General features: G+C 67.2%; 16 protein-coding genes. 4 read left to right on the plus strand and 12 right to left on the minus strand.

The annotated features are described in order from the left end of the window. Window positions 1-371: 371 nt before the first annotated feature. Together JOF57_RS21280 and JOF57_RS21285 are read right to left on the minus strand one after the other, a co-directional pair. Complete coding sequence (locus tag JOF57_RS21280; RefSeq protein WP_307870067.1) at window positions 372-944, minus strand: phosphatase PAP2 family protein; 573 nt, start codon at window positions 942-944, stop codon at window positions 372-374. Next, on the minus strand, window positions 941-1,471 hold the full coding sequence (locus JOF57_RS21285) for a mycothiol transferase (protein WP_209919738.1): 531 nt from the start codon (window positions 1,469-1,471) through the stop codon (window positions 941-943). Before JOF57_RS21285 ends, JOF57_RS21280 begins: the two co-directional genes overlap by 4 nt. A 54-nt stretch (window positions 1,472-1,525) precedes the next feature. Here JOF57_RS21285 and JOF57_RS21290 point away from each other — a divergent pair, with 54 nt between their 5' ends. Further along, window positions 1,526-3,046 (plus strand): serine/threonine-protein kinase, encoded by a 1,521-nt coding sequence (locus JOF57_RS21290; protein ID WP_209919740.1) that lies wholly within the window; start codon window positions 1,526-1,528, stop codon window positions 3,044-3,046. Then, a complete protein-coding gene (locus JOF57_RS21295; protein WP_209919742.1) occupies window positions 3,046-3,534 on the plus strand; it encodes a nuclear transport factor 2 family protein in 489 nt (162 codons plus the stop codon). Before JOF57_RS21290 ends, JOF57_RS21295 begins: the two co-directional genes overlap by 1 nt. Window positions 3,535-3,537: 3 nt before the next feature. Here JOF57_RS21295 and JOF57_RS21300 read toward each other — a convergent pair whose 3' ends face one another. Further along, a complete protein-coding gene (locus JOF57_RS21300) occupies window positions 3,538-3,924 on the minus strand; it encodes a VOC family protein (RefSeq protein ID WP_209919745.1) in 387 nt (128 codons plus the stop codon). 75 nt (window positions 3,925-3,999) lie between these two features. Here JOF57_RS21300 and JOF57_RS21305 point away from each other — a divergent pair, with 75 nt between their 5' ends. Then, the gene (locus JOF57_RS21305; RefSeq protein WP_209919747.1) at window positions 4,000-5,745 is read left to right on the plus strand and encodes an N-acyl-D-amino-acid deacylase family protein; all 1,746 of its coding nucleotides are present in this window, start codon (window positions 4,000-4,002) and stop codon (window positions 5,743-5,745) included. 3 nt (window positions 5,746-5,748) lie between these two features. On the opposite strand, the gene JOF57_RS21310 is transcribed toward JOF57_RS21305, so the two are convergent. The 4 genes from JOF57_RS21310 to JOF57_RS21325 are packed head-to-tail and all read right to left on the minus strand — an operon-like array spanning window position 5,749 to window position 9,785. Then, complete coding sequence (locus JOF57_RS21310) at window positions 5,749-7,110, minus strand: bifunctional adenosylcobinamide kinase/adenosylcobinamide-phosphate guanylyltransferase (RefSeq protein WP_209919749.1); 1,362 nt, start codon at window positions 7,108-7,110, stop codon at window positions 5,749-5,751. Continuing rightward, window positions 7,110-7,901: an ABC transporter ATP-binding protein gene (locus JOF57_RS21315; RefSeq protein WP_209919750.1), complete on the minus strand. Its 792-nt coding sequence runs from the start codon at window positions 7,899-7,901 to the stop codon at window positions 7,110-7,112. The genes JOF57_RS21310 and JOF57_RS21315 overlap by 1 nt, the downstream gene beginning before the upstream one ends. Further along, window positions 7,898-8,926, minus strand: a complete 1,029-nt coding sequence (locus JOF57_RS21320; RefSeq protein WP_209919752.1) for a FecCD family ABC transporter permease — start codon at window positions 8,924-8,926, stop codon at window positions 7,898-7,900. Before JOF57_RS21320 ends, JOF57_RS21315 begins: the two co-directional genes overlap by 4 nt. Then, the gene (locus JOF57_RS21325; RefSeq protein WP_209919754.1) at window positions 8,913-9,785 is read right to left on the minus strand and encodes a helical backbone metal receptor; all 873 of its coding nucleotides are present in this window, start codon (window positions 9,783-9,785) and stop codon (window positions 8,913-8,915) included. The genes JOF57_RS21320 and JOF57_RS21325 overlap by 14 nt, the downstream gene beginning before the upstream one ends. Before the next feature lie 118 nt (window positions 9,786-9,903). Between JOF57_RS21325 and JOF57_RS21330 the strand changes: the two genes are divergently transcribed. Then, entirely contained in the window at window positions 9,904-10,284 is a 381-nt protein-coding gene (locus JOF57_RS21330; protein WP_209919756.1) for a pyridoxamine 5'-phosphate oxidase family protein, read from the plus strand. A 90-nt stretch (window positions 10,285-10,374) separates the two neighbouring features. Here JOF57_RS21330 and JOF57_RS21335 read toward each other — a convergent pair whose 3' ends face one another. Genes JOF57_RS21335 through JOF57_RS21355 form a run of 5 tightly spaced genes read right to left on the minus strand, consistent with a single transcriptional unit; the run spans window position 10,375 to window position 14,866 of the window. Beyond that, window positions 10,375-11,367 carry a hypothetical protein gene (locus JOF57_RS21335; protein WP_209923575.1) on the minus strand — a complete coding sequence of 331 codons (993 nt, stop codon included), beginning with the start codon at window positions 11,365-11,367 and terminating at the stop codon, window positions 10,375-10,377. Next, the gene (locus JOF57_RS21340) at window positions 11,367-12,422 is read right to left on the minus strand and encodes a vWA domain-containing protein (RefSeq protein WP_209919758.1); all 1,056 of its coding nucleotides are present in this window, start codon (window positions 12,420-12,422) and stop codon (window positions 11,367-11,369) included. The genes JOF57_RS21335 and JOF57_RS21340 overlap by 1 nt, the downstream gene beginning before the upstream one ends. Continuing rightward, window positions 12,419-13,513, minus strand: a complete 1,095-nt coding sequence (locus JOF57_RS21345; RefSeq protein ID WP_209919760.1) for a BatA domain-containing protein — start codon at window positions 13,511-13,513, stop codon at window positions 12,419-12,421. The genes JOF57_RS21340 and JOF57_RS21345 overlap by 4 nt, the downstream gene beginning before the upstream one ends. Next, complete coding sequence (locus JOF57_RS21350) at window positions 13,504-13,977, minus strand: hypothetical protein (RefSeq protein WP_209919762.1); 474 nt, start codon at window positions 13,975-13,977, stop codon at window positions 13,504-13,506. Before JOF57_RS21350 ends, JOF57_RS21345 begins: the two co-directional genes overlap by 10 nt. After that, entirely contained in the window at window positions 13,967-14,866 is a 900-nt protein-coding gene (locus JOF57_RS21355; RefSeq protein WP_209919764.1) for a DUF58 domain-containing protein, read from the minus strand. The genes JOF57_RS21350 and JOF57_RS21355 overlap by 11 nt, the downstream gene beginning before the upstream one ends. Between the last annotated feature and the right edge of the window lie 4 nt (window positions 14,867-14,870).

Below are 14,870 nucleotides of genomic sequence, written 5' to 3' on the forward strand. Positions count from 1 at the left end.
GCCATTTGGGCTTGGCCGATCCCTCGGCGCGCACCGAAATTTACCCTGCACTCAGGTTTTTCTCAGGTAGCTATCGGCACATACTTGCGTGCGCAAATACCTCACACCGCGACGCTGTTGCCGCAAAGCGGAAACGCAACCATCTACGCAGCTCGCGCCCGTCACCGATGTTTGCCGACAAGCAGCATGAGACTGAAAGCCTTGCATGACGCAATACCAAGAAACGATCGACCGATACGAACTATCAACTGGTACTTGATAGTTAATCGATCGCGAAAATGCCAGGAGACGATCGGCTGCCGTACCGCACCGGACGGCTCCACGACGTGCATTGCCGGAGCGCACCCGAACGGAGGCGGAAAGAGGGCGGCTCAGCGAACGTCGAGCGAGGCGCTACCCACCCCGTCATGGTGCTCATCGCGGGCGAAAATCGCGGCGATACCCACCACCGAGGTGCCCAGCAGCACCCCGCCCACGGTGTCGGTGAAGTAGTGAAAGGTCATCGACAGGCCGAACATGCCGAGCAGGACGACGCTGACCGCCGCGACCAGCGCCCACAGCCGCATCCCGGCCAGCAGCACGAGCAGGCTCGTCACCGCGACGAGGAAGGTGGTGTGGCCGCTGGGATAGGCCAGCGCGCCACCCTTCTCCCTGCCGAAGATCGGCTTGATCACGCGCACCACAGTGATCGCCACCAGCGGGCTCACCACCATGGCGAGCGCCAACCGTTTCCGGTGTCGCCGCAGCGCCACGACGATGCCGACCAGCAAGGCGGCCACCACCACCAACGGCGTGCTGAACACCAGAAAGACGTCCCGATACGAACCGAGCTCGTCCCCGACGTGCTGAAACCGGTCATCGATCGGCACCGGCCCGGTGCGTACCGCCCAGCCGAGCAGCACCATGGCGGTGAGGCCGACCAGCGGCCACCACCGGGCGATCACGGGATGATGCCGCGCAGATACGCCGCCTGGCCCAGATGCTGGGCGCAATCGTCGATGATGCTGACCAGCCGTGCGCTCGCCGTCACCGGGGGGTTCCACCGGGTATCGACGATGCGGCCGAGTTCGGAGGCCGTCACCCCGGCGATGTAGGCCAGCGTCGCCTTGTGCACGGCCAGGTAGTAGCCGGCCAGCAGGTCGGCCGGGGCATGCACCTTCGCCACGTCCTCGGGGCTGTGGCCGTACCCGATGTCGTCGCTCGGCAGGTCGAGCCCGAACCGGTCCTTCCAGCCGTCCCTGGTCCACACCTGCTCGATCCCGGCGATGTCGCACAACTGCAGGTCCTGGCAGCGGGCGCTGTGCCAGATCAGCCAGGCGATGCTGTTGGCCTGCGGGGTGGGCCGGTAACTCGACACCTCCTCGGTGAGATCGTCGGTGAGATCGTCGACATGCTCGATGAGCCGGGTGAATGCGTCGCGCAGTAATTCGCGGACGGCACCGGAATCAGCGTCGGAATCAGCGGCACTCATGGTCTCGACGCTACTCGCGAACCGGGTCGCCACTGGTCCGACTACGATCACTGGATGCCGTTGAATACCGGTGACGTGTTCGCCGGGTACACGATTCGACGTCTGCTCGGTTCAGGCGGCATGGGCGAGGTCTATCTGGCCCAGCATCCGCGACTCCCCCGCCAGGACGCGCTGAAGATCATGCCTGCCTCGTTGACCGGTGACGCGCAGTACCGCGACCGGTTCAATCGCGAAGCCGACATCGCCGCCTCGCTCTGGCATCCCCACATCGTCGGCCTGCATGATCGCGGCGAGTACGAGGGGCAGCTGTGGATCGCGATGGACTACGTCGACGGCACCGACGCCGCGCGACACGTGCGTGAGCGTCACCCCGGCGGGGTGCCCCTGCGCGACGCGGTCGAGATCGTCACCGCCATCGCCGAGGCGCTCGACTACGCCCACGAACGCAACCTGCTGCACCGCGACGTGAAGCCGGCCAACATCCTGCTGACCGGCCCGGAAGCGGCTCGTCGCCGAATCCTGTTGGCCGACTTCGGTGTTGCCCGTCGAATCGACGACATCAGCGGCATCACCTCCACGAACATGGCCGTCGGCTCCATGGCCTACTCCGCTCCCGAGCAGCTCCTCGGCCAGCCGGTGGATGGGCGCGCCGACCAGTACGCGTTGGCGGCCAGCACATTTCAGCTACTGTCCGGGCACTCGCCGTTCCATCACTCCAACCCGGCCGTGGTGATCAGCAGGCAACTCAACGAGCTTCCGCCGAGCCTGGGCACCGAACGCCCCGAACTGGCCTACCTGGACGAGGTGATGCTCAAGGGGATGGCCAAGGACCGGGCCGGCCGCTACCCGCGGTGCAGCGATTTCGCCAAGGCGCTGGCCAATGCCCGGCCGCCGGCCACGCAGGCAACCCCGATCATGCAGCGGCCCCCCACGCCGCAACCGCCGCAACCGGTCTCATCCGAGCCCCCGAGGGTCATCACAGCCCCGACGTTCACCGCAACCGCTCGCCCCCCGGTGGCCGGCACGCCGCACCCCTCCCCGTACTGGTCGGGGCCGAGCCCGATCCCACAGCCTCGGCGCCCCCAAAAGAGCGGTGCGGCAAGGGTTGTGGTGCCCAGCGTGCTGGCGGTGCTCCTGGTGTGCACCATCGGTTTCGCGATCAGCCAGTTCGTCCGCGATGCCCCGGTGGCGCAAACCACCCCGTCGTGGCAGCCGTACGTGGACGCCGCCCAGACCTTCGCGCTGCATTCCGTCACGGTGAGCGCAGACACCGTCGATACCGATCTCGCGATAATCATGGACGGCGCCACCGACGAGTTCCGCGCCGACCTGCAGAACCAGGCTTCTCAGATCAAACAGAAGACCAAGGACCTGGGCGTCATGACCGACGGAACCATCACCGGAGCCGGCATCGAATCGTTGTTCTCCGAGAAAGCCGTCGTACTCGTCACCGTCGACACCAAGGTGACCGTCACGACCAACCGGGTCGGTGTGGTTTCGATGCAACGGGCCAGGGTCACCGTTGAGCACGTCGACGGCAGCTACAAGGCCTCGAAGCTGGAGTTCGTGAACTGATGGGCACAGGCACGCGAGGCTGGATGCTGTCGGTCGTCGCCCTCGTCGTGGGGATCGTCATCACCGCCGGCCTGGGGTTCTGGCAATTGTCGGTCAAGAGCGCACCGGCGCCTGCGCCGATCGCCGACGACGGCCAGGTGCGCGAGCAGGTCACCGATTTCGTGGCGACCAATGTGGTCAAGGTGCTGAGCTTCACCCCGACGACCGGCCGGGGTGAGATCGATGCGGTCACCGAAGTGCTGACCGGTTCCGCCGTCGAGGACTACCGGAAGCGGATCCGCGCGAAGGCTGCCAACGTCACCCTGCACGTGACGGTCCGCAACACCGGAGTGGAATCGTTGACGGCCGACGACGCCAAGGTGGTGGCGTTCGTCGACCAGCGTTCCGAGACCGCCGGTGGTCCGTCGACCAATGACGCGTTGGCCTACCGGGTCAGCCTGACCCGCGTCGACGGCGACTGGCGGATCTCGGAGCTGGAACAGCTCTAGGGACTACTGCGGCGCCGCCCCGTGGAACACCGCCTCGACGTTGTTTCCGTCGGGATCGCGGACGAATGCGCCGAAGTAGCCCGGGTGGTATTCGGGCCACAGGCGTGGCGCGTGCAGCGACTCGGCACCCAAGCTCAGGGCCGCGTCGTAGAACGCCCGCACGGCCTCGGTGTCGGCCGCATGAAACGCCACGTGGATTTCCCGGTTGGGCCCGCCGGCGTCGCCGGCACTGGCATCGGCGATCCAGAAGTCGGGTTTGCCTTCACTGCCGTAGCCGATGGCAACCTGGTAGTCCAGTTGTCGGCTGTAGCCGAGTACGCCCAGCACGGAGTCGTAGAACTCCTTCGATTTGGCCCAGTCGGTGCAGTTGATTCCGAAGTGATCGATCACCGGTCGATCGTTGCATCCGGCACCGACATGTCGGCACCTGTTCCCCGAACGGCTGTGGCGTCGTACGTTAGTTAGGTGACCTACGACTTGTGTATCCGCGGCGGCACCATCGTCGACGGCCTGGGTGGTGAACCGTACGTGGGCGACGTCGCCGTGCGCGACGGCGTCATCGTCGAAGTAGGAACCGGCGCCGGGTCCATCGACACTCCAGCAGACCGCGAGATCGACGCCACCGGACTGTTGGTCACCCCCGGTTTCGTCGACCTGCACACGCACTACGACGGTCAGGCGATCTGGTCGCAACGGCTCAACCCCTCGTCGGCACACGGGGTCACCACGGCCGTGATGGGTAACTGCGGCGTCGGGTTCGCGCCCTGCCGCGCGGGAGATCACGACGTTCTCGTGGACGTGATGGCCGGCGTGGAGGACATCCCCGGGGTGGTCATGGTCGACGGTCTGCCGTGGACCTGGGAGACGTTCCCCGAGTTCCTCGACGCCCTTGGGGCCAGACAACTCGATATCGATGTGGCCGCGTTCCTGCCGCACTCGCCGCTGCGGGTGTACGTGATGGGGCAGCGCGGCATCGATCGGGAGCCCGCGAACACCGAGGATCTGGCGCTGATGCGCAAGCTGGCCGCCGAGGCCGTGCACAGCGGCGCACTGGGGTTCGCCTCGTCACGGCTGACCATCCACAAGACCGAGAGCGGGCGGCCCATCCCCAGCTATGACGCCGGCTACGCCGAGATCGAGGCGATCGCCCGGGGCGTCGACGACGCCGGAGGCGGCCTGATCCAGTTCGTGCCGGACCTGGTCGCCGGCGACTACGAACCGGCGCTGCAGACGGTGTTCGACGTGGCCGCCGACGTCGGGTTGCCGGTGACGTTCACGCTGGCGATCGGCAATGCCGGGCCGGCGTTCTTCGAGGACGCCCTGCGCATGGTCGAGAAGGCAAATCAGAATGCCGGTGCCGACGGTCCTCAGGTCACCGCCCAGATCTTCCCGCGCCCGATCGGGCTGGTGCTCGGCCTCGAACTGTCGGGCAACCCGTTCATCCTCTACCCGAGCTACCGCGAGATCGCCCACCTACCGCTCGCCGAGCGGGTGGTCGAGATGCGTAAACCTGAAGTCCGCCAACAGATCCTGGCCGATTCTTCAGCCAGTGACGGGCATCCGCTGATGTTCGCCGTGCAGGCCTGGGACTACATGTATCCGCTGGGCGAATCACCCGACTATGAGCCCGACCCGGCGAATTCCATCGGGGCGCGGGCCCGGGCTCGCGGCGTCGACCCCCTCGAGGAGGCCTATGACCGGCTGCTCGACGACGGCGGTCACGCCATGTTGCTGGTCACGCTCGCCAATTTCCGCGACAACTCACTCGACACCGTCGCCGAGCTGCTCAGGCGCGACGACGTGGTACTCGGCCTGGGTGACGGCGGCGCGCACTACGGCATGATCTGCGACGCCAGTTTCCCCACCTACCTGCTGACGCACTGGGTCCGCGACCGGGACCGGGGCACTCTGAGCGTCGCCGATGCCGTCCGCGAACTGACCTCGGTTCCGGCCAGAGTCTCCGGGCTGTCCGATCGCGGTCGAATTGCGTTGGGCTACAAGGCTGACCTCAACGTCATCGACCATGCGGGGCTGCGGTTGCACCGGCCGGTCGTCGCCTACGACCTGCCCGGGGGCGGACGCCGCCTCGACCAGACCGCGGACGGCTACGTCGCGACCGTCGTGTCCGGTGAGGTCATCGCCGAAAACGGCGTGCCGACCGACGCACGGCCGGGCCGGCTGGTGCGCGGACGCCAATCTGCACCTGCGTAAGGGTCACTCGCGCAGCGGGAGCGCGATGCCCGCCACCATGAGCACGACGTCGTCGCATTCCGCGGCGACGCGCGTGTTCACCACCCCCAGCAGATCGCGAAAGAGTCGCCCGGAGGCGGTATCCGGCACAACACCGCTGCCCACCTCGTTGCTCACCGCGACCACCGGGACAGCACACTGCCGCCAAGCCTGTATCAACTCGTCGATGTCGCCGTCCACGGCGCTCAGCGGTCCGCCGTCCCAGCAACCGTGACGATCCATCCGCGCCGCCAACCAGGTGCCCAGGCAGTCCACCAGGACCGGCAGCTCGGCACGGCGCAAATATGCTGCGATGTCAGATGTTTCGACCGTCTGCCATTCCGGCGGGCGGCGCGACCGGTGCCGCTGAACGCGTCGATCCCATTCCGGGTCGCCGTCCCGCAGGCCGCCGGCGGCCAGATACACGACCCGTTCCTGCCCAGCGAGCATCCGTTCGGCACGCACCGATTTCCCCGAGCGCACGCCGCCGAGGATCAGGGTGCGCGCAGACGTCGTCGGCGTCGACGCTCGGCGAGCACCCAGCCGCACCACCTCGCCGTCCCGACCGGCTCGCGCACCGTAATCGCCCAGCACCCGGGCCAGTTCGAGGCCCGGGGGGTTGAAATGGCTCAGGTGCACGGCGATGACATCGGTATGGTCTCCGACCGCACCGGATTCCCGCAGCCGGGCCAGCGTGCGCGCAAACGAGGGCAGGTCGTGGTGGTCGGTGCCGTGCTCGGTGTGGTTTCCGAACGTCTCCTCCAGGAACACCGCGTCGAACCCGGCGCCGGCAATGGCCGACTGCGTCTCGGCGGGTAGCGGTCCGGTGTCGGTGGCCCACAAAAGCCTTGTCCCCGAGCGGGATACGTCGTACAGGACCGCGTCGTCGACGAGCCCGTCGGAATGCGCGGCGGCCACCACGCGCACCGTGTAGTCGCCACCGGGTGCCGGCAGGGTCAGCTGATCCCCCGGATGTACGGTGCGAAATCGGATCGGGTCATCGGGCCCCACCCAGTCGCGACACTGGTCCAGCGCGCCGGGAGGACCCACGATGTCGAGCGGTTCGGTCCGCCCCGCCCAGTGCCGCATCACCAGCGCTGCGGGTCCGACGTGGTCGAAATGACCGTGGGTCAACAGGATGTGCCGCACGGCGGCCAGGCTCCGACCCCCGCGCAGCGCCGCCCGGGGCGCTTCGGGGCCACAGTCGATCAACACGGTGTCGTCGACGAGGGCAGCGGTCTGTCCGCGAATCTCTCCGGCCGCCAGCGCCCACCGACACGACCGGCATCCGCAGAACGGGCTGGGCCAGCCGTCGGCACTGCCGGTGCCCAACAACATCACGTCCATCAACGCGCCCTGTCCCGAACCGGCAGTACGGCGACTCCGCCGCCACGCTCGACCACCTCGACACGAGCCTGGTAGACCTCCGCGATCCGTTGTGCGGTAAGCACTTCGGCGGGAGTGCCGTCAGCGACAACCCGCCCGGCGGCCAACATCACCATCCGCTCGGCATACTGGCCGGCCAGCGTCAGGTCGTGCATCGCGGCGATCACGGTGATGCCGTCGGCCACCCGCAGAGCGTCGACCAGTTCGAGGACCTGTTGTTGATGACCGACATCCAGCGCGCTGGTGGGCTCGTCGAGCATCAGCACCGACGGTTGTTGCGCCAGGGCCCGGGCGAGCACCACCCGTTGCAGTTCACCGCCGGACAGCTCGGTGACCGGACGGGCCGCGATATCCCGCAGGTCCAGGCGCTCGATGACCCCGGCCACCACGCTGCGGTCGACGGCCGACGATGCACCGAACCGAGAAGTGTGCGGCGTGCGGCCGAGGTCGATCAGCTCGGTCACACTCACCCCTTCGGGCACGATCGGGCGCTGCGGCATCAACGCCACCGCCGCGGCAATCTGCCTGCGCCGCACCACCAACGGATCCAGGCCGGTGACCCGTACCGTCCCGGACACCTTCGCATCCGGCACGAGTCCGGCCAGAACGTGGAGCAGCGTGGTCTTGCCCGCCCCGTTGGGTCCGACCACACTGACCCATTCACCGGCGGAGACCGTCAGGTTCACCGCGTCGAGCACCGTCGCCTCCCGCCGAACGACGGTCAGGTCTGTGCACGTCACCGCACCGGTCACGTCAGCCTCCCACTGCGGCGCAGCACCACGAGGAAGAAGGGCGCACCGATAGCCGCCGTCACCACACCGATCGGCAACTCGGCCGGGGCCAGCGCCCAGCGCGCCAGGACATCGGCCAGCATTAGGAACGCGGCACCGAACAGCACCGACAACGGCAGCAGCAACCGGTGGCCGGGTCCGGCCAGCAGCCGGACCGCGTGCGGCACCACGATGCCGACGAACCCGATCAGCCCGCTGACGCTGACCACCGCGGCGGTGCCCAGGGTCGCGACGGCAACCAGCAGCAGGCGCACCCGTCCCGGATCGACTCCGAGGCTGGCGGCCTCGACGTCACCGACGGCCATCACATCGAGGATCCGGCCGAACAGCACGATCACGGCGATCGTCACCACCACGTAGGGCAGCACGACACCCACCTCGGTCCAGCCGTTCGTGCTCAACCGGCCGAACAGCCAGCTGTACACCTGGCGCATCGAGTCGTCGTAACGCTGCTGCAGGAAGGTCTGTCCGGCATTGGCGAAGGCGGCCACCGCAACCCCGGCCAGGATGATGACCACTTCGGTGCGGCCCCCGCCCACGCCGCGGCCCAGCAGGTAGGTGGCGGTGACGGCCAGGATGCCGCCGGCGAACGCAGCGATAGGGACCGCGAAAGCAGTTGCGGCCAGGCCGAATACGATCATCGCGGTCGCACCGAGCCCCGCACCGCTGGAGACGCCGAGCAGATAGGGATCGGCCAGTGGGTTGCGGAACACCCCCTGGTACGCGGCGCCGGCGATGGCCAGGGTGCCGCCGGCGAGGGCGCCGAGCACCACCCGCGGTAGCCGGATCTGCCAGAGCACCGCATGCTGGGATGCCGTCAGCCCGTGGTCGACGTCGATGCCCGGCAGTCCGTCGGCGAGTGCGAGCAGAATCCCGCGGGCCGGCAACCCGGCCGGTCCGACGAAGATCGCGAGCAACGCCGCGCCGAGCACACCGGCCACGGCGGCGGCCATCACCCAGGCACGACGGCGGTCACCGAGGGACATGGCTCGCCTGCGCCTCGGAGACCGCAGCAGCGATCCTCGCCACCATGTCGACGGTGCGCGGGCCCCACCGGCTGGCCACGTCGGCATCCAGCTCGTAGATGTGGCCGTTTCGCACGGCCGGTACCTCCGCCCACCCCGCGCGGTCCGCGACGGACGCCGCGCTGACCCCACAGCACTGCGCATCTGCCAGGAAGATCAGGTCCGGTTCCGCGGTGACGACGAACTCCTCGGACAGTTCCGGATACGGCTCGCCGCCGCCGGTATCGGCGATATTGACCAGACCGAACAGGCTGTAGAGCCGGCCGACGAAGGACGTTCCGGCAGCACTGAAGAACGTCGGGTCCAGTTCGTGGTAGTAGCTCAGATGAGTTTGGGGGGTGCTCTCGACGGTCGTGCTGATCTGCCGGCGCATCTGCGAAACCGACTCGGCGGCGTCGGCGGCGTGACCGGTCGCCGCGCCGATCTGCTCGATCTGGGTATAGGCGCCGTCGAGCGTGCCGGGGGCGGGCAGCGCCAGTAACTCGATGCCCGCGGCCTGCAGGCCCGAGACGAGGTAGCCGGGAGCGTCCGCAGTGATGACCAGGTCGGGCTGGTACCGCACGATTGCCTCGATGTTCGGGGTGTACCCGGACAGATCGGCCTGCGTCGGCACCTCGTCTGGATGGTTCGATTGCCCGTCGACGGCGACCACTTGAGCCCCGGCGCCGATGGCCCACAGAATCTCGGTCGCCGAGGGACTGAGTGAGACGATGCGCTGCGGTGGGGTCTCGCGGCCGGTGTGGGGCGCCGGAGCGGGTCCGCACGCGGCGAGCACGAGCACCGCCGACAACCACGCCGACCGGCGGCGCCCAATTCTCACCAGAACCAGTCCTTCGTCCGGCGTCGTCACCGGTATCGGTGAGCCTAGTCGAGCGGCATGTGCACACCGGTCTCACAGGTCGGGCACCCGGCGTCCACAACCGGCCTATTCTCACGTCATGAGCGTGAAAGTGGATCTCAACCAGCTGGCCGACAAGCTGGCGGACTACACGTTCGCCTACCTCGTCACAGTCGACGACAACTACCACGCGCACACCGTCGCGGTAGAGCCACACCTGGTCGACGGCGTCATCCACGTCGGCGCCGTCGGCGGGCACACCCGGAGAAACCTCGCCTCACACGAGAGCGCCACCCTGGTCTGTCCGCCGAACAATCCCGGCGGGTATTCACTGATCGTCGACGGACGAGGCCAGGCCGGTGCGACCGAGGATGAGGCACACCAGATCGTGCCCAACCGCGCGGTACTGCATCGCCGGGCGGCCAAGCCCGGCCCGCCCGGTCAGTGCGACAGCGATTGCATCGTCTTGTCGGAGAACTGACACCGCGACTTTCTGTGCCGAGTGGCCAGTCATGTCACGCGTCTGGCCCTCAAGCGTGCGACAACTGGCCACTCGATGGGCAAAACCCCGTCACTCGTGGTCGGTACCACTCGCGTTGGAATCTTCCAACAGTCGCTTGAGAACATCGCCCGGGTCACCTTGTCCCGGATTCAACTCGTGCGTGGCCACACCGCCCGATTCGGTAGCGATGCGGTCCGCGCCGACGGTGTCCGGTGTTGGCTGGCCTTCGGCACCGCCCGAACCCTGACCGTTCTCGCCGGCACTGTCCTGGCCACCTTGACCTGGCTCGCCCTGGCCACTTTGTCCCTGCTGGCCTTGGCCTTGCTCACCCTGGCCGCCTTGGCCACTCTGGTCCTGACCGCCTTGGCCACTTTGGTCCTGGCCGCCCTGCCCACCTTGGCCACCTTGGCCACCGCCACCGCCACCGCCACCGCCACCGCCGCCGCCATCACCCTCCGACGGCGGCGGGTCCTTCAACTTGTCCTGGAGTCGCTGTTCGGTTTCGTTGAGGTGCTTGCGGCGTTCCTCATCGGGCTCGGTGGTCGTATCGAAGCAGCCGCCGGGCGCCTCCTGCGTGACCTTCAGTGCCTCGGTCCACAACGGCTTCGCCTCATCCCGGTGCTGGTCGGCGTTCTTGAGATCGCCGAGGGCCTCCAGTACCACTTCGAGGTTGATTCGCACCGGGCATGATCGCTCCTGGCTGACCAGCGACAGCGACGTCTTGAACTCCGACTCGGCGTCGGCCAGTTTCCCTTCCAGCACGTAGCGGTCGCCGTCGGCGAAATATGGCTTGTACGAGTCGATCACGTTCAGCGACTTGAGCTTCCGCACGTCGTCGGCCAGGCTGTAGGAGTCGTAGCCGAGGTAGTGGGATCGGGCCGAATTGCCGTAGACCACCATCGCCATCAGTTTGACGGCGATCGCCACCAGCACCACCGCAGGCACAACGGAGAACACAATCAGCCGTCGCCGCAGCACTTTCCGGCTCGGTCCCTGCGAGAAGAACGCGCCAACCGTCGTGATTACCCACCGGAATGCCGCGACGCCGCGGTCTCTCACCATCATGCGCCCCGCACCCCGGTCATCCGGGACACCCGGTATTCCCGTGCCATCGCGAACAGCTCATAGAACATCAACAGCATCGCGATAGCCGTGAAAATCCAATAGAACTCGGTGCGATCCCCCGGCATCGATACTTCCTGCTGTTCCGCCGTCGATGAATTCTCATCCAGCGGCGGGATGATCTTGGACGTCGAGTCACCGAGTCCGCGATGGAAGTACGGCACATGCAGTTGCTCGGCAACGGTCCGCAGCGAGGCTTCGTCGAGTGCCGAAAGGAACTCTCCCCCACCACCCGTCGGGTTGGGGAAGTAGGTGATCGCCCCGTTTTCGCCCAGCCGGCTGGCCACCCGACCACCCGCGGCCGTGCCGTATCCGAGTACTGCACCGCCGGCCACCAACTCGGCCGGAACGTCGAACGCCGTCGGCGCCCGCTTCGAGACCCCGGCGCCCTCCCCGAGATAGAAGACCAGGTTGTTCGACCCCGGGTACTGCTGGGCGGCGAGTTCCAGCTGACGCTTGAGTTGCTCATCGGCAGCGCCGACATCGACCTGATACACCGAGTCGAAATCCGATTCGTAGGCCGAGTAGTCCTTGAGCAGTGCCCGCAGACTCCAGACGTCATCGGAGAGCGGCCAGTCCGCTCTGGCCTTGGTGGCGAACGAGGTGATCGAGAAGCGTCCGGACGGGTATTGGTCGACGATCGACTGCATATCGGCTCGGACCCCGGCCATCCGGAACTGGTTGTTGCCGAAGTCTTCTGCCCGGGAGTTGAGTGATCGGTCGACCACGAAAAACACATTGACGTTGCTGTTGGCTGCATCCGCCGCGGCGGCCTGGCTCACCGCGTGGCTTTCTCCCTCGATCCCCGGCCGCACCGCCGCCGCGAACAAGCACACGATCACCAGCGTCAACAGGCTCCACCGGATGACGACCTTGCGCTGGCTGCCCTTCCCTACGACCATGAGCACCCGATACAGCGTGAACATCCGCAACACCAGGGTCAGCGCCACCAGCACGAGGAACACCCACCAGGGCAGGATCGGCTCGAACGTCATCGCCGCACCCCCGCGAGGCTGATCGAGAAGGCGATCACGATCACCAGTCCGATGGTGAGGATGAGATTGGGACGGTCGCGCACCTGCTCCACCACGATCGTCCCGTCCGAACGCGTCAGTGCCGGCGGATGTGTGCGGATGTCGTCGAGGTGGCTGCGCAGCGCCTGGTCCAACGGGGCCTGGGTGTCCTGGCTACTCTGGCCAGCCCCGCCCTTGCCGCCGTTGCCTCCGTCGGTATCTGCCGTCGCGACATAGCTGATGAATCGCCCGCCGCTGCCGGTGGCGATACCGCTGAGCCCGCCGCTTGCGTCGAGAGTCGTTGTGGTCAGCACGTTGACCTGGATTCCCGAAGACCGGGCCAGCGCGGCGAGAGCGTCATCGGAGAAGATCGGCGCCTCCGACCCGCCGGCCGGCCCCATGTAGATCACCGAACGCCGGTTGTCTGATGCTTTCCCCGCTGCGGGAAAACCCTTCATACACATGGCAAGTGCATCGTTGACCGTCAGCCGGTAGTCCGAGTAGCTGACCGCCCTGCCGAATTCGTGCTGGGCGCGTTGCAGGACGGCGGTGTCCTCGGGCGTGGGGTTCTGGGTGGACTTCAGCCGCTCCAGGCCGGCGTACCGGCCGAGTTCGCCCTGCAGGAACGGATAGTCGCGAGTCAGCGGGATCACCCGGTTGGTGCGGGAAGTGAGGCCCAGGCGTTGCGAGTCGAACGTGGCCGCCTGGCCGCCGAAGTAGGACAGCATCACCGACGCGTCGTGGGAGGCCGGGTCGTCCTGAAGACACAGCATCACATCCTCGGGATGCGCACGGTTGATCTCAGCGGTGGTGGCCTGCGAGCTGACCGGGCGGGCAGTCGCGACGATGGCGCACAGCAATACTGCGACCGTCGTGGCGGCGATGGTGGCCAGCAGGATTCGGTAGCGCCGGTACGCCCGCGCATATTCGGGCAGCTCGGTCAGACGACCCACCCAGGCCAGTGGACGCAACCGTCGTGGTTGCTGGCGCATCGGCCACAGGAATGCGGCCAGCACGATGACGACGAGCGCCGCCAGGCCGGCTATGACGACCCACCACCACCTCAGCTCCATGACAGGATCGTGCTCCGCACCTGGGCTGCCGTGGCAGCGACGTCTGGGCTGTCAGCGAGGTCGAATTGTCTTGCGTACAGGGCCGATACCGCGGGTGCCGCCGCCGCGGCCGGGCTGTCCGCCACCTCGTTCAGCGCCATGTACTGCGCGGCCACGCCGGTCTGGAGGTAGACGAAGTTCCGCAGTATCCGGCTCATCGCGGTGTAGGCCTGCCGGGATGTCAGCTCGCCGGCCTGGTAGCGGTCGCTGACCCCGCCGATCGCCGCACTGAACTTGCGCCGCAGCACCCGGGCGCTGATGTCGCGGATCACCGGGATGGTGCGCAGCCGCGTCACAGGAAGCGTCCACACCAGGACCCCGACGAACCACCCGATGACGCCGAGGACCAGCAGCACACCCAACACCAGCCATCCCACCGAATACGGCAGCGGTGCCACGATCCATTTCAGATAGTCATTTGCCACGGCTGGCCTTCTTCAGCATCAGGGTGACGGCCCCGAACAACTCACCGCTCGCCGACACCCGGGCACACGGGATCGCCGTGGTGTTGACGTAGTCCGCGAATGCGGCCTCCCGATGCGCCTCGGCCCGACGGTATGCCTCCAGCACCCGGTGGCCCAGGATCTCCTCGCGCAGTAGGGTTCTGCCGCTGTCGACGTCGTACCCCTCGCCGCCGAAGGCCGGTACGCCGATCAGCGGTGCGTCGCGCACCGTAATCCAATACACATCGTGACGCGCCGCCACTTTGCGGAACTGCTCGGTCAATCCCGCTGAGACATCGGGTTCGTCGGATACGACGAAGACGATGTGCCGACGACGGAAGTGCTGCTGCACGTACTCCAGTTGGGTGGAGAGGTCGCTGTGGCCGCTGTCGGCCACGTGGTGGCGGTTGACCCGCTCCAGGATGTGCTCGAGATGCGCCTCACCGCGGCGGTTGGGCATATGAGCCGACCCGGTGGCGTCGCCGTACACCAAACCCATTTCGTCGCCCTTGCTGATGGCGATCAATCCCACCAGGCCAACGGCATTGAGTACCACGCGCTGCTTGACCTCACCGCCCGCAGCCAGCGCGAGCATGTTCCGGCCGAGGTCGGCGACCATCAGGACACGCTGCTGCCGGTAGGAGACGAACCGCTTCACCAGCACGTCGGTTGAGCGCGCCGACGCCTTCCAGTCGATGTCGCGGACGTCATCTCCGGGGATGTAGGGGCGCAGATCGTCGAATTCCAGGCTGCGCCCGTGGAACATCGACCGATGCTCCCCTTCGAGAAGGCCACGGGACACCCCGTTGGGACCCGACAGCCGGTTACCGGCGAGGGTCTGGGCCTTCACCTCCTGCAGTAGCACTCCCATAGCG

The sequence above is a fragment of the Mycolicibacterium lutetiense genome (genome assembly GCF_017876775.1).
Classification (GTDB): Bacteria; Actinomycetota; Actinomycetes; order Mycobacteriales; family Mycobacteriaceae; genus Mycobacterium; species Mycobacterium lutetiense.

Coding starts and splice junctions, on each gene's coding strand:
- JOF57_RS21340 (WP_209919758.1), bottom strand. CDS start 12,422: ATGACGTTCGAGCCGATCCTGCCCTGGTGGGTGTTCCTCGTGCTGGTG.
- JOF57_RS21345 (WP_209919760.1), bottom strand. CDS start 13,513: ATGGAGCTGAGGTGGTGGTGGGTCGTCATAGCCGGCCTGGCGGCGCTC.
- JOF57_RS21310 (WP_209919749.1), bottom strand. CDS start 7,110: ATGGACGTGATGTTGTTGGGCACCGGCAGTGCCGACGGCTGGCCCAGC.
- JOF57_RS21335 (WP_209923575.1), bottom strand. CDS start 11,367: ATGGTGAGAGACCGCGGCGTCGCGGCATTCCGGTGGGTAATCACGACG.
- JOF57_RS21285 (WP_209919738.1), bottom strand. CDS start 1,471: ATGAGTGCCGCTGATTCCGACGCTGATTCCGGTGCCGTCCGCGAATTA.
- JOF57_RS21355 (WP_209919764.1), bottom strand. CDS start 14,866: ATGGGAGTGCTACTGCAGGAGGTGAAGGCCCAGACCCTCGCCGGTAAC.
- JOF57_RS21320 (WP_209919752.1), bottom strand. CDS start 8,926: ATGTCCCTCGGTGACCGCCGTCGTGCCTGGGTGATGGCCGCCGCCGTG.
- JOF57_RS21290 (WP_209919740.1), top strand. CDS start 1,526: ATGCCGTTGAATACCGGTGACGTGTTCGCCGGGTACACGATTCGACGT.
- JOF57_RS21295 (WP_209919742.1), top strand. CDS start 3,046: ATGGGCACAGGCACGCGAGGCTGGATGCTGTCGGTCGTCGCCCTCGTC.
- JOF57_RS21330 (WP_209919756.1), top strand. CDS start 9,904: ATGAGCGTGAAAGTGGATCTCAACCAGCTGGCCGACAAGCTGGCGGAC.